This window comes from Dactylosporangium sp. NPDC005555 (assembly GCF_040605635.1).
Taxonomy (GTDB): Bacteria; Actinomycetota; Actinomycetes; order Mycobacteriales; family Micromonosporaceae; genus Dactylosporangium.
Window position 1 is genome coordinate 1 of the sequence record NZ_JBEXDG010000057.1, and the last position, 12,090, is coordinate 12,090.

Genomic DNA, 12,090 nt, shown 5'->3' on the forward strand with positions numbered 1-12,090 from the left:
ACCCGGCCGCAAACAACGAAACTGGACAGCAACCTTCACAGTCACCATCCAGCCCCATCCATCACCCTGAACGCTTAACTCACCGGCATTGTGCTCTGGCGACACAAAGTCTTCCGGATCATGGGAAAGACCGCTGGTCACGGCCTGGGTGGCCTGCGCATGGCGGTCGCGTAGCGGTCCGTGATCTTCGACTGGACGAGGCGCATCACCGGGGCGCCGAGCCGGGCCCACCAGGTGGCCGGGCGGCTGAACGCCCTGACCTCGAACCACACCTCGCCGCCGGGCTCCACCTTCAGCAGGAACGACTCCTCGCCGGTGGCGACGTGGCCGGGCAGCGTACCGAAGCCGAAACCGTAACGCTCCGGCTCGTCCACGACCCACACGATCAGGCACGGCGCCCACAGCCGGAGCGGTCCGGCGCCGATCCCGGTCGAGAACCGGCCACCGAGCGTGACGCGCTCCTCGTCGCTGCGCAGCTTCAGCCCGGCGCCGCGCTGGGGCTGCCAGCGGGCCAGGGCGGCCGCTGCGGCGGCGAAGGCCTCATGCCCCTGCCCGACCCTCACCCGGCGGGTCACATGGACGTAGCCGGGCGGCAGGGGCCCTTCGCGGGTGGCCCCGACCTCGGGGTAGGTGACGCTCACGCCGTCGAAGGTAGCAACGGCATGAGCGCGTGCACGATCGGCGCGTCGGCCGGCAGCCAGGGGACGGTGTCGAGCTCGTCGACCGCGAGCCATCGAAGGTCGCTGTGCTCCAGCGGCACGGGTTGCGCCCCGTTCAGCAGGCGGGCGAGGTACACCTTGAGGATCGCGGCACCGCCGAGCATCATGATGTCTGCGCCGACCCGCGCGCCCACCTCGACGTCGACCCCGAGCTCCTCCTGGCACTCCCGCACCAGCGCCTGCTCCTCGGTCTCCCCGGGGTCGACCTTGCCCCCGGGAAACTCCCACTTTCCGGCCATTTCGGGCGGTAACGCGCGCTCACAGGCCAGGACCCGACCATTCGAGATGATCGCGGCACCGACGATGATCCTTGGCATCAACCGTTCGGTCTGCACGGGCAACCAGGGTGCCAGATCCAAATGAAGTTCTGGTTGCTGGCTCTGCCCTGTTGTTCACCAGACGGGGGAAATGTGGCCGTGGACAGATCCACCGGTTGCCCAGGAGACTTGCAGACACCGTTGATGACGGGCAGGCTTCGAAACGGCCACAAGCCGGCAACGATGCCGCGGGAGGGTAGGTCGTTATGCGGGCCAGGCGGAGCGAGCAGCACCGTGACTATCTCAGCGATGCGCTGGGCTTATTGCAAGGCTGGACCCACGACGGCGAGGAGATCCGCCGGACGCTGCATCTGGACGATTCCCAGCATGCGGCACTCACCGAGCGTATGAAGATCGTCGCCGACGCGCTCCAGGTGCGCCCCGACGTGCGCCGCCTCGACGGCCGGACCCAGATCCGCCTCCGCGTGCCCGGCATGTCGGACCTGTCCCCAGGTGAGGTCACCCTGGCGGCGAGGATCGAGGACCTCTACCGCACCATCATCGCCGGCGCCGCCTGAGTGGTCTCATATCATTGTGACGGCGTGGACACGGTGCCGGACTGGATGATCCCACCCCGCATCGAGGGGTGGTACGCCGATGACCTCGATCACCTGCCTGATGTGCCGCAGCACGTCGAGCTGATCGACGGCATACTCGTCCTGAGCGGGTGGCCGCGGCAGCAATGGCACTCCCGGCTCGTCAGCACGCTGGCGCGAGCACTCGGCAAGCAGGCGCCCGCGGACATCCACATCGAGGCGCAGATGACGATCCGGCTCGACGAGCGCAGCCGCCTTGAGCCGGACCTCCTCGCCACGACGGCGGCCTACAACCCGGACCGCACGTTCTTCACCCCCGACGAGGCGCTGCTGGTCGTCGAGGTCGAATCGCCGGAGTCCGCGCACTGCGACCGGACGGTGAAGCTGCACAAATATGCTGAGGCCAGCATCGCACACTACTGGCGCATCGAGGAAGAGGACTCGTCGCCAGTCGTCTACGCCTACGAGCTCGACGAATCCACCCGGGCATACGTGGCAATCGGAATCCATCGCGGCACGCTGCGACTTGCTGTGCCGTTCGAGATGACGATCGACCTGGACAAGCTGCTACCTGCTAGACGTTGAAGCGGAACTCCACCACGTCGCCGTCCTGCATGATGTAGTCCTTGCCTTCGATGCGGACCTTGCCGGCGGCCTTGGCGGCGTTCTGGGAGCCGGCGGTCATCAGGTCGTCGAAGCTGACCACCTCGGCCTTGATGAAGCCGCGCTGGAAGTCCGAGTGGATGACGCCCGCGGCCTCGGGGGCGGTGGCGCCGGTCGGGATCGTCCAGGCCCTGGTCTCCTTCGGGCCCGCAGTGAGATACGTCTGCAGGCCGAGGGTGCGGAAGCCGACGCGGATCAGCTGGTGCAGGCCGGGCTCCGGCTGGCCGATCGACGCCAGGAGCTCCAGCGCCTCCTCCTCGTCCAGGTCGGTGAGCTCAGACTCGATCTTGGCGTCGAGGAAGATGGCCTCGGCGGGGGCGACCAGGGCGCGCAGCTCGTCCAGGAAGGCGGGGTCGGCGAGGCCGGCCTCGTCGACGTTGAAGACGTACAGGAACGGCTTGGCGGTGAGCAGGTGCAGCTCCTGCAGCTCCGCCACGTCGATGCCGGCCTTGGCGGCGCCCGCGTAGAGGGTGGTGCCGCCGTTGAGCAGCTCGGCGGCGGCCTTCGCGGCGGCGGCGGTCCCGGCCCGCTGCTTCTGGACCTTCGCCTCCTTCTCCAGGCGGGGCAGGGCCTTCTCGATCGTCTGGAGGTCGGCGAGGATCAGCTCGGTGTTGATGGTCTCGATGTCGTCGGACGGGGAGACCTTGCCGTCGACGTGGACCACGTTGGGGTCGGCGAAGGCGCGCACCACCTGGCAGATCGCGGAGGCGTCGCGGATGTTGGCGAGGAACGCGTTGCCGCGGCCCTGGCCCTTCGACGCGCCGCGCACGAGGCCTGCGATGTCGACGAACGAGACCGGCGCCGGGATGATCTTCACCGAGTCGTGCAGCTCGGCGAGCCTGCCCAGCCGCTGGTCGGGCAGGCCGACGACGCCGACGTTGGGCTCGATGGTCGCGAACGGATAGTTCGCGGCGAGCGCGTCGCCCTTCGTGAGCGCGTTGAACAGGGTGCTCTTGCCGACGTTGGGCAGGCCGACGATCCCGATGCTGAGTGCCACGCGTAAAAGCTACAGGTCAACCTCGACCCAGACCGCACCGTGGTCGGACGCGGCGTGCCGGGCGCTGGTGATCTCGGGGTACGCGTCCCACAGCCGCGGCCGCTTGACGTTGGAGGGGGTGCCCCACAGGCCGCGCCGGAAGACCCCGCCGCCGGTGACGCGGGCGGCGAGCTCGGGTGACAGCAGGATGTAGTCGAGGCGGTTGCCGATCGTGCACGACTGGAAGCTGCCCGGACGCTCGCGGTCGCGGTCGAGCGGGTCGTACAGCTGCGAGAACGCCGGCAGCGAGTAGGCGTCGACGAGCGGGGAGTCCGGGCCGAGCAGCGGCCGCAGCGAGGCGTGGTCGGGCCGCTTGTTGAAGTCGCCGACGACGGCCACGTAGGAAGCCCCATCGGCACGGAGGCGGTCGTAGATCGCGCGGACCCCGGTCGCCTGCCGGGTGCGCAGCGGGTCCGGGTCACCGTTGGTGAAGGACTGGCTCTTCAGGTGGTTGAGCACCATGTACAGCTCGGCACCGGAGGGCAGGAGCAGCCGGTACACGGGACAGTCGCGGCTGAAGAGACGCTGCCCCTCGGAAACGACGTCCACATGGCTGCGGACCCAGTCGATCTCGACACCGGCGACGCAGAAGAGGCCGACGTCGATGCCGCGGGGGTCGTTGCCGTCGACCAGCATGGCGTGCTCGTACCGGCGGCCGAGCAGCTCGTCGTTGAACTTCACCAGCGACGGGCGGCTCTCGGCCTCCACGACGCACAGCACGTCGGCGGCGACGTCGGCGACGACCCGGGCGGTCATCCGGGTGGCGAGCTCGTCGACGGGGTCGACGATGAGGTCGACCCAGCCGTTCCAGGACCCGCGCCCGGTGGCGACGATGCGCGGCTCGGCGTCGGCGGGCGCGGCCAGGAAGTCGCCCCTGTTCTCCCGCAGCACCGCGAACGCGTCGCCGAAGAGGTCGGGGTTGCCCCGCCGGCCGTCGCGGGTGCGGACGAACACCCGCAGCGTCTCCAGGGCGTCGAGCATCGCGGCCTTGTCCTCGTCGGAGTAGACGGGCTGGGCCGCGATGCGGTTGAACTCCTCGTACGCGGACAGCGCCGGCTGCCCCTTCGCGGGGTCCGCCGGGTCGAGGGCGCGGGCCCGGGCGAACAGGTTCTCCACGTTGTACGTCGCCAAGCGCATGACCCCGGACCGTAGCAACGATCTTGCGGAACTACAGTCGGTAACTTGTCCTATCGCAGCGTGATGCCCGCGCCGGCGGTGAGCGCCGCGAACGCCCGCGCCGCCCGGCCGAAGCCCGCGGGGCCGGTCTTCGCCGGATTCTCGGGGTCGGCCAGGTGCGGCTCCAGGGACGCGAACCCGGTCCAGCCGTCGTCGCGCAGCGCCGTCACCGTCTCCAGCAGCTCGCCGTCGCCCTCGCCGGCGGGCACGACCGCGCCGTCGGCGAACCGGGCGTCCTTGACCTGGAGGTACTCCAGATGCGGCCGCAACATCGCGTAGCCGTCACTGAACGGGCGGACCCCGACCTGCACGAAGTTGGCGTTGTCCCAGGCCACCCGCAGCGCCGGCGAGCCGACCGACTCGACGATGTCCAGCACGCGGGCGGGCACGTCGCCGTAGACGTCCTTCTCGTTCTCGTGCAGCAGGACGACCTGCTCGCGTTCGGCCAGGTCGGCGAAGGCCCGCAGGCGCCGCAGGACGATGTCGCGCACCGCTTCGGCCCCGACGCCCGCAGGGCGGTAGAAGGAGAAGATCCGCACGTACCGGCTGCGCAACCGCTGCGAGAGTGCGATCACCGACCGGAGGCGGGCCAGCTCGAGGCCGGCGTCGCCGTGGACGTCGGTCTTGCCGATCGGCGACGCGACCGCCGACACCGCGGTCCCGGAGTCGGTGAGCGCGACCGCGAGCCTGGTCGTCAGCTCGTCGTCGAAGTCCACCACGTTGACGCCCCAGGCGCTGCGGACCTCGACGTGCGAGGCGCCGAGCGCGCGCAGCACCGCCAGCTGCACGCGTGGATCGTCGTCGATCTCGTCACCGAACCCGGACAGCACCCACTCGACCATGGCGATCAGTATCCACCCGCTAAAATGGCTCGACGTGGAACACGACGCCGTCGCCAGGGCGGCCGTGCCGGGCACCGTCCGCGGCATGGTCGCGCAGCTGGCCACCCTGGGCCTCCCGGTGGGCGCGACCGTCATCGTCCACACGTCGCTGTCGCGGCTCGGCTGGGTCGCCGGCGGGGCGCAGGCGGTCGTGGCGGCGCTGCTGGAGGCGATCGGGCCGGACGGGACGCTGGTCATGCCGACGCATTCGCGGCAGCTGACGGAGCCGTCCGACTGGGGCAACCCGCCGGTGCCGCAGTCCTGGTGGTCGGCGATCCGGGCGGAGACACCGGCCTTCGACCCCCGGCTGACCCCGACGTCCTTCATGGGTGCCGTCGTCGAGTGTTTCCGGCATTTTCCGGGTGTACTGCGCAGCGACCACCCGACGGTCTCGTTCGCGGCGCACGGTCCGGACGCGGAGCGGATCACCGCGGGGCACACGCTCGACGACGGCCTCGGCGAGGGCTCGCCGCTCGCCCGGCTCTACGAGGCCGACGCCTGGGTGCTGCTGCTGGGTGTCGGGCACGACAACAACACGTCGCTGCACCTGTCGGAGTACCGCGCCGCCCCACCGGGCAGGCACCTGCGGCAGGGCTCGCCGATCCTGGTGGACGGCGAGCGGCGGTGGGTCGAATACACGGAGCTCGCCGACGACACGTCGCTGTTCGAGCCGCTCGGCAAGGACTTCGCCGCGATCACCGGGCAGGAGCGGGTGGGGCCGGTCGGGTCGGGCACGGCGCGGCTGATGCGCCAGCGGGCCCTGGTCGACTTCGGCGCGATGTGGCTGTCGCGGCGTTCCGGCGCCTGAGTTCTCCGGTGTCCGAGCTTTGCGGTGTTTGAGCTTTCCGGCGTTTGAGCTTTGCGGCGTTTGAGCTTTGCGGCGTTTGAGCTTTGCGGCGTTTGAGCTTTGCGGCGTTTGAGCTTTGCGGTGTCGAACCCGGCCCGTCGTCCGGGCCGGGTTCTTCGCGGTTTCGTCAGGCCTGCGCGAGGGGGTTGGTGGTGGGGTCGTCGTAGCGGACGGTCTCGAACGTGCCGTCGCCGTCGGTGTCGGTGACCGTCACGTCGCTGTCGCCGTCTCCGTCGGTGTCCTGCGAGACGGAGTCCGCGACGCCGTCGAAGTCCTCGTCCTTGACGTCGGTGTCGATGATGCCGTCGCCGTCGGTGTCGGCGACCACGCGGTCGATGATGCCGTCGCCGTTGGAGTCCAGCGCCGCGACGTCGATCTTGCCGTCCCCGTCGGTGTCGGTGAGCACCGCGTCGAACGTGCCGTCGCCGTCGAGGTCGACCATCCGGGTCTCGAGCGAGCCGTCGCCGTCGGTGTCGAGCGCGATCTCCTCGAGCTGACCGTCGTTGTCCCGGTCCAGGCCGGCGGCCTCGGCATCACCGTCGTGGTCGACGTCGACGGCGTAGATCGTCGAGCCGTCCCGGCCCTCGAGCGTGATGATCTCGGGCTCGCCGTAGCCGGCGCCGGTGGTGTCGGTGCCGGCCTCGCCGAGGCCGCCGGTCGGGTCGGTGTCGTAGTCGCTCATGGTGCTATCTCCATCTCGGCTGGGGGGCCGTTTGTTTTTCGCTGGTGGGATCAACTTAGACAACCCCCTGATCGGCTGAATCCCGCAAACGTGCCAGTGGCGACCCTTCGAAGGTGCTCCACGACCACGTCTGATTTCCGCCAGCCGACGGGTGGACCTGCGGGGCAGGATGGATGGCATGGAACTGGACTTCGAAACCTGTCGCAGGGCGGCCACCAGCCGCGACGCGCGGTTCGACGGGGTCTTCGTGACCGCGGTGAGGTCGACGAAGATCTACTGCCGGCCGTCCTGCCCGGCGATCACGCCGAAGGCCGAGAACGTGCGCTTCCTGCCGACGGCCGCGGCCGCGCAGCGGGAAGGCTTCCGGGCCTGCCTGCGCTGCCGGCCGGACGCCGCGCCCGGCTCGCCGGAGTGGGACGTGCGCGGCGACGTGGTCGGCCGGGCGATGCGCCTGATCGCCGACGGGGTCGTCGACCGGGGCGGCGTCCCGGGGCTGGCGGGGCGGCTCGGGTACACCGAACGCCACCTGCACCGGATGCTCACCGCGGAGGTCGGGGCCGGCCCCCTGGCGCTGGCCAGGGCGCAGCGCGCGCAGACGGCCCGGGTGCTGATCGAGACGACCCGGCTCGGGCTCGCCGAGATCGCGTTCGCGGCCGGGTTCGGCAGCGTGCGGCAGTTCAACGACACCGTCCGGGAGATCTACGGCCGGACGCCGTCGGACCTGCGGGTGCGGCGGTCGCAGCCCTCACACGATCCCGGGGTGGTGTCGGTGCGGCTGCCGTTCCGCGCGCCGCTGCACGCCGAGGCGCTGCTGTCGTTCCTGGGCGACCGTGCGATCGACGGCATCGACGGGCGGGACGGTGACTCGTACACGCGGAACCTCCGGCTGCCGCACGGCGCCGGCACCGCGGTCCTGACCCCCGGGGACGGCCACGTCGCGGCGACGCTGCGCCTCGCGGACCTGCGTGACCTGGCGCCCGCGGTGGCCCGCTGCCGCCGGCTGTTCGACCTGGACGCCGACCCCGCGGCCGTGGACGCGGCGCTGAGCGACGATCCGCTGCTGGCGCCCCTGGTGTTGAAGGAGGCGGGGGTACGGGTGCCGCGGGCCGTCGACGGCTTCGAGATCGCGGTCCGGGCGGTGGTCGGGCAGCAGATCTCCGTGGCCGCGGCGCGGACCGTGTTGCGGCGGCTGGCGCTCTCCACTCCGCTCGAGCTGCTCTCCCTGCCGGACTCGGCGTTCTCGATGCCGGCCGCGCGGCGCCGGACGTTGCGCGCGTTGGCGACCGCCACTCTGGACGGGCTGCACCTGGACGGCAGCGGCGACCGGGCGGAGACCGTGGCCCGGCTCAAGGAGCTGCCCGGCATCGGGGACTGGACGGCGTCCTACGTGGCGATGCGCGCGCTCGGCGACCCTGATGCTTTCCTGCCCACCGATCTGGGGGTGCTGCGCGGTGCGCGGGCCCTCGGTCTGCCCGACGATCCCCGCTCCCTGGCCGCGCACGCTGAGCGCTGGCGGCCGTGGCGCTCGTACGCCGTCATCCGACTTTGGAGGATTTAATGCATTTCTCGACTTTTTCTTCTCCCGCTGGACCGCTGACCATCGTCGTCGACGGCGAGGGAGCGGTGCTGGCCAGCGGCTTCACCGACGACCTGTCGACATTGGCGCTCTTCGTCGATCCGGCCGCTCTGCGACCTGTCGGTGACGTCGGCGACGCGCAGAAGGCGGCACTGTCCTACCTGGACGGTGACGTGCACGCGATCGACGACGTCGTCGTGCGGCAGCGTCCGGGCGGCGCGTTCCTCACCCATGCCTGGGACGTCCTGCGTACGGTGCCCGCCGGCGCTCCCGTGACCTACAGCGAGTTCGCCGTCCTTGCGGGCCGGCCGCCGGCGATCCGGGCCGCGGCGCAGGCGTGCGCGCGCAACGCGGCCGCACTGTTCGTGCCGTGCCACCGGGTGCTGCGCACCGACGGGACGCTCGGCGGGTTCCGCTGGGGGCTGGCCGTCAAGCGCTGGCTCCTCGATCACGAGGCTTCTGTCGCGTAATTGACAGTTTTGTATTCCCAACTGCGTGAATGGCGGGGTTCACGCACGCGATCTACCGTGGACTGGTTCATTCGTGGGAGGATTCTGGTCACGCTGCGGATCTTTCTCATTGCTGCGGGCGTATGTCGCATAGAAGAGGGCCGATGACTGGCGGACGATGGAGTAGCCAGACCCGATTCACCGTCGTGTTCGTCGGGCTGGCCTTGGTCGCGCTGGGTGTGCTCACCACGATGCAGTTCCGCAGCACCGCCGGCGCGGCCGCCCTCGTGGCGGCCGGCGTCCTGGTCGGGCTCGCGGGGCTGTCCGGTGGCACGATCGTGGTCCGCTCCGCAGACCGCGAGGAGCGGCTCGCCTCCGCCGGCAAGGCTCAGCTCGAAGGCGACGCCGAGGGCGCCTACGACCGCTTCGTGCAGCTCATCCGCGGGCACGCCCCGCAGGCGATCGCGTATCACGAGGGGGCCAACGCCGCGCTGTACGAAGCGGCCGGGCGGGAAGGCCAGAAGCTCCAGCCGGTGTTCGGGTACTTCCTCGGACCGATCGCCATGTCGGAGTCGCACATCATCGTCGACATCCGCGCCGGCACGGGTTTCTCCATCGCGCGCATGCAGAGCACGTATCAGGCGCTGCTCGTCGGCCAGACGGCCGCGTTCCAGGCGGCGCTGGTCATCGTCAACGCCTCACCCGACGACTCGATCCTCAGCTCGGTCCGGCAGCTGAGCATCGCCCTGGACCGGCCGGTGATCGCCGTCGCGTGGCGGCTCGGCGACCAGAGCGACGGCATCTCCGACGCGATCGTCGCCCTGCAGCGGGAGCTGCGCCGCCGCGGGCTGGAGTCGCCGATCGACGTGCCCGAGGTCGTGCTGCAGCCGGGCGCGAACGCGCCGGCGGACCGGTTCGTGCCCGAGCGCTTCTCGCCGGACTCGTTCGAGCCGGAGCCCGATCCGTACCTGGACGACGAGATCTTCGAGCCGCAGCAGGCGGTGCGCATCCCGACCCACCCCGCGCCTCCCCGGCCTCCCGTCATGCGGCCGCCCGCCCCTGCTTACGGTGCCGCCGCCACCTCCTCGATCCCGGCGCAGCGGGACCTGCCACCGCCCACCGCCGACCCGGTCGAGTGGCCCGAGCCGGAGCCGCGCCGCCGTCCCTCCCCCGCCCCGCGCGTCTACGACGACTCGGCGACCTGGCAACGGGCGACCGACCTGCACTGGCGGGGCCAGCTGCAGGAGGCGAAGGAGGCGTACGGCGAGATCGTCGACGCCCGCGCGCACGCCCTCGGCTGGGACCACCCGGACACGCTCACCGCCCGCGACCAGCACGCGACCGTCCTGCGCGACCTCGACCGGCTGGCCGAGGCCCTGGTGGAGTGCGACGAGGTGCTCACCGCCCGGATGCGCATCCTCGGCGAGGACCACCCCGACACCCTGACCAGCCGCAGTCACCTCGCCACGATCTACCACCAGCTCGGCGACCTGACCCGCTCCGAGGGCGAGCACCAGCGGGTCCTGGAGGCCCGCACCCGCGTCCTGGGCGGCAACCACCAGGAGACGCTGATCAGCCGGAGCAACCTCGCCAAGGTGTACCAGGACATGGGCGAGCTCGACCGGGCCATCGACGAGCACAGCACCGTCATGCGGGCCCGTGCTCGGCTGCTCGGCCCGGAGCACCGCGACACGCTCATGTCGCGCAGCCTCCTCGCGTCGGCGCTGCACCACGCGGGACGGCTGCCGGAGGCGGAGGCCGAGCACCGCGCGGTCCTGGGCAGCCGGCTGCACCTGCTCGGGCCGGTCCACCTCGACACCGCTGTGTCCCGGCACCGGCTCGCCAGCGTCCTGCACGACCTGGGCCGCCTCGACGAGGCCGTCACCGAGTATCGCGCCGCGCAGTCGGTCTACGCCCAGCTCCTGGGGGCGAGCAGCCCGTTCGCGCGGGCGGCGGCGTCCGACCTGGCGCTCGCCGAGCGGGCCTCGCGGGGTGCGCAGGGCAGCCGGTACTGACTTTTTGTGTCGTACCCCTCGGGCATGCTGATACCCGTGGAACTCCTGCTGATCCTCATCGGGCTCGCGGCCGGCATCGCGCTCGGCTGGTTCGCCGCGCGGTCACGCGCCGCCGTGGATGTGGCCAAGCTGGAGGCGACCCTGCAGGCGACCCGCGACGGCGAGGCCCGGCTCGAGTCCTCCCTGCGCTCCCTCACCTATGAGGCCCGCGCCCAGACCCAGGACGCGGTCGCCGACGCCGTCGCCCCGCTGCACGACGCGCTGCTGCGCTATGAGCGCCGCGTCGCCGACCTGGAGCGCGACCGCGTCGGCGCCTATGAGTCGCTCCGCGAGCAGGTCCGCGCCATGCACGACGTCTCCGGCGAGCTGCGCACCGAGACCCGCCAGCTCGTCTCCGCCCTGCGCGCCCCGCAGATCCGCGGCCGCTGGGGCGAGCACCAGCTGCGCCGCATCGTCGAGGCCGCCGGCATGCTGGAGCACTGCGACTTCGACGAGCAGGTCACCGCCACCACCGACCGCGGCGTCGTGCGCCCCGACCTCGTCGTCCGCCTGCACGGCGGCCGCCAGGTGGTCGTCGACGCGAAGGCCCCCTTCGAGGGCTATCTCAGCGCCATGGAGGCCCGCGACGAGGCCGGCCGCACCGCCCACCTGACCCGGCACGCGAAGCACCTGCGCGGCCACGTCGACGCCCTCGCCGCCAAGTCCTACTGGGACGCCTTCGAGCCCACCCCGGAGTTCGTCGTCCTCTTCATGCCCGCCGACACGTTCCTCGACGCCGCCCTCCAGCACGACCCGGCCCTGCTGGAGCACGCCTTCACCCGCAACGTCGTCCTCGCCACCCCCGCCACGCTCGTCGCCCTGCTGCGCACCGTCGCGTATGCCTGGCGCCAGGAGTCCCTCGCCCACAACGCCCTCGCCGTCCACCGCACGGGGCGCGAGCTCTACGCCCGCCTGACCACCATGGGCGACCACTTCGCCAAGCTGGGCACCGCGCTGGGCACGGCGGTCTCGTCGTACAACAGAGCCGTCGGCTCCCTGGAGGCCCGGGTCCTGGTCAGCGCCCGGCGGCTGGCAGAGCTCGGCATCAGCGCCGACCCGCTGCCGGCGCCCGCCCAGGTCGAGGTCACCCCGCGCCACCTCCAACCCCAGGATCCGGCCGACCCCGCCGGCCCGCCGGCATCGGTGAGTCCTTC

General features: G+C 71.3%; 12 protein-coding genes and 1 pseudogene. 7 read left to right on the plus strand and 6 right to left on the minus strand.

The genetic code is table 11. The features are described from left to right. Positions 1-137 precede the first annotated feature (137 nt). Together ABZS58_RS40285 and ABZS58_RS40290 are read right to left on the minus strand one after the other, a co-directional pair. On the minus strand, positions 138-641 hold the full coding sequence (locus tag ABZS58_RS40285; protein ID WP_354788975.1) for a DUF1990 domain-containing protein: 504 nt from the start codon (positions 639-641) through the stop codon (positions 138-140). After that, positions 638-1,036: a (deoxy)nucleoside triphosphate pyrophosphohydrolase gene (locus tag ABZS58_RS40290; RefSeq protein WP_354789069.1), complete on the minus strand. Its 399-nt coding sequence runs from the start codon at positions 1,034-1,036 to the stop codon at positions 638-640. Before ABZS58_RS40290 ends, ABZS58_RS40285 begins: the two co-directional genes overlap by 4 nt. Positions 1,037-1,242: 206 nt before the next feature. Here ABZS58_RS40290 and ABZS58_RS40295 point away from each other — a divergent pair, with 206 nt between their 5' ends. Then, positions 1,243-1,554 carry a 4a-hydroxytetrahydrobiopterin dehydratase gene (locus ABZS58_RS40295; protein WP_354788977.1) on the plus strand — a complete coding sequence of 104 codons (312 nt, stop codon included), beginning with the start codon at positions 1,243-1,245 and terminating at the stop codon, positions 1,552-1,554. A 24-nt stretch (positions 1,555-1,578) separates the two neighbouring features. Continuing rightward, the gene (locus ABZS58_RS40300) at positions 1,579-2,157 is read left to right on the plus strand and encodes a Uma2 family endonuclease (RefSeq protein ID WP_354788979.1); all 579 of its coding nucleotides are present in this window, start codon (positions 1,579-1,581) and stop codon (positions 2,155-2,157) included. Here the strand turns inward: ABZS58_RS40300 and ychF are convergent. From ychF to ABZS58_RS40315, 3 genes are read right to left on the minus strand one after another with little or no spacing between them, the layout of a single operon-like run. Further along, on the minus strand, positions 2,147-3,232 hold the full coding sequence (gene ychF, locus ABZS58_RS40305; protein WP_354788981.1) for a redox-regulated ATPase YchF: 1,086 nt from the start codon (positions 3,230-3,232) through the stop codon (positions 2,147-2,149). The genes ABZS58_RS40300 and ychF overlap by 11 nt on opposite strands. 9 nt (positions 3,233-3,241) lie before the next feature. After that, positions 3,242-4,408 carry an endonuclease/exonuclease/phosphatase family protein gene (locus ABZS58_RS40310; RefSeq protein WP_354788983.1) on the minus strand — a complete coding sequence of 389 codons (1,167 nt, stop codon included), beginning with the start codon at positions 4,406-4,408 and terminating at the stop codon, positions 3,242-3,244. Positions 4,409-4,458: 50 nt separating this feature from the next. Continuing rightward, entirely contained in the window at positions 4,459-5,289 is an 831-nt protein-coding gene (locus tag ABZS58_RS40315; protein WP_354788984.1) for a TIM barrel protein, read from the minus strand. A gap of 34 nt (positions 5,290-5,323) precedes the next feature. On the opposite strand from ABZS58_RS40315, the gene ABZS58_RS40320 reads away from it, so the two are divergent. Next, positions 5,324-6,136, plus strand: a complete 813-nt coding sequence (locus ABZS58_RS40320; protein WP_354788986.1) for an AAC(3) family N-acetyltransferase — start codon at positions 5,324-5,326, stop codon at positions 6,134-6,136. 166 nt (positions 6,137-6,302) lie between these two features. Here ABZS58_RS40320 and ABZS58_RS40325 read toward each other — a convergent pair whose 3' ends face one another. Beyond that, a complete protein-coding gene (locus ABZS58_RS40325) occupies positions 6,303-6,857 on the minus strand; it encodes a hypothetical protein (RefSeq protein ID WP_354788987.1) in 555 nt (184 codons plus the stop codon). 178 nt (positions 6,858-7,035) lie between these two features. Between ABZS58_RS40325 and ABZS58_RS40330 the strand changes: the two genes are divergently transcribed. The 4 genes and pseudogenes from ABZS58_RS40330 to ABZS58_RS40345 form a co-directional block, all read left to right on the plus strand. After that, positions 7,036-8,415, plus strand: coding sequence for an AlkA N-terminal domain-containing protein (locus ABZS58_RS40330; RefSeq protein WP_354788989.1), 1,380 nt, complete (start codon positions 7,036-7,038; stop codon positions 8,413-8,415). Continuing rightward, on the plus strand, positions 8,415-8,903 hold the full coding sequence (locus ABZS58_RS40335; protein WP_354788990.1) for a methylated-DNA--[protein]-cysteine S-methyltransferase: 489 nt from the start codon (positions 8,415-8,417) through the stop codon (positions 8,901-8,903). Before ABZS58_RS40330 ends, ABZS58_RS40335 begins: the two co-directional genes overlap by 1 nt. A 143-nt stretch (positions 8,904-9,046) precedes the next feature. Continuing rightward, positions 9,047-10,897 (plus strand): tetratricopeptide repeat protein, encoded by a 1,851-nt coding sequence (locus ABZS58_RS40340; RefSeq protein WP_354788992.1) that lies wholly within the window; start codon positions 9,047-9,049, stop codon positions 10,895-10,897. Positions 10,898-10,921: 24 nt separating this feature from the next. Then, positions 10,922-12,052, plus strand: a pseudogene (locus tag ABZS58_RS40345) (DNA recombination protein RmuC); the annotation flags it as partial. Between the last annotated feature and the right edge of the window lie 38 nt (positions 12,053-12,090).

Bases quoted from the DNA above. Each gene is read 5' to 3' on its own strand.
- ABZS58_RS40315 (WP_354788984.1), bottom strand. From the start codon at position 5,289: ATGGTCGAGTGGGTGCTGTCCGGGTTCGGTGACGAGATCGACGACGAT.
- ABZS58_RS40325 (WP_354788987.1), bottom strand. From the start codon at position 6,857: ATGAGCGACTACGACACCGACCCGACCGGCGGCCTCGGCGAGGCCGGC.
- ABZS58_RS40330 (WP_354788989.1), top strand. From the start codon at position 7,036: ATGGAACTGGACTTCGAAACCTGTCGCAGGGCGGCCACCAGCCGCGAC.
- ABZS58_RS40310 (WP_354788983.1), bottom strand. From the start codon at position 4,408: ATGCGCTTGGCGACGTACAACGTGGAGAACCTGTTCGCCCGGGCCCGC.
- ABZS58_RS40295 (WP_354788977.1), top strand. From the start codon at position 1,243: ATGCGGGCCAGGCGGAGCGAGCAGCACCGTGACTATCTCAGCGATGCG.
- ABZS58_RS40335 (WP_354788990.1), top strand. From the start codon at position 8,415: ATGCATTTCTCGACTTTTTCTTCTCCCGCTGGACCGCTGACCATCGTC.
- ABZS58_RS40290 (WP_354789069.1), bottom strand. From the start codon at position 1,036: ATGCCAAGGATCATCGTCGGTGCCGCGATCATCTCGAATGGTCGGGTC.
- ABZS58_RS40340 (WP_354788992.1), top strand. From the start codon at position 9,047: ATGACTGGCGGACGATGGAGTAGCCAGACCCGATTCACCGTCGTGTTC.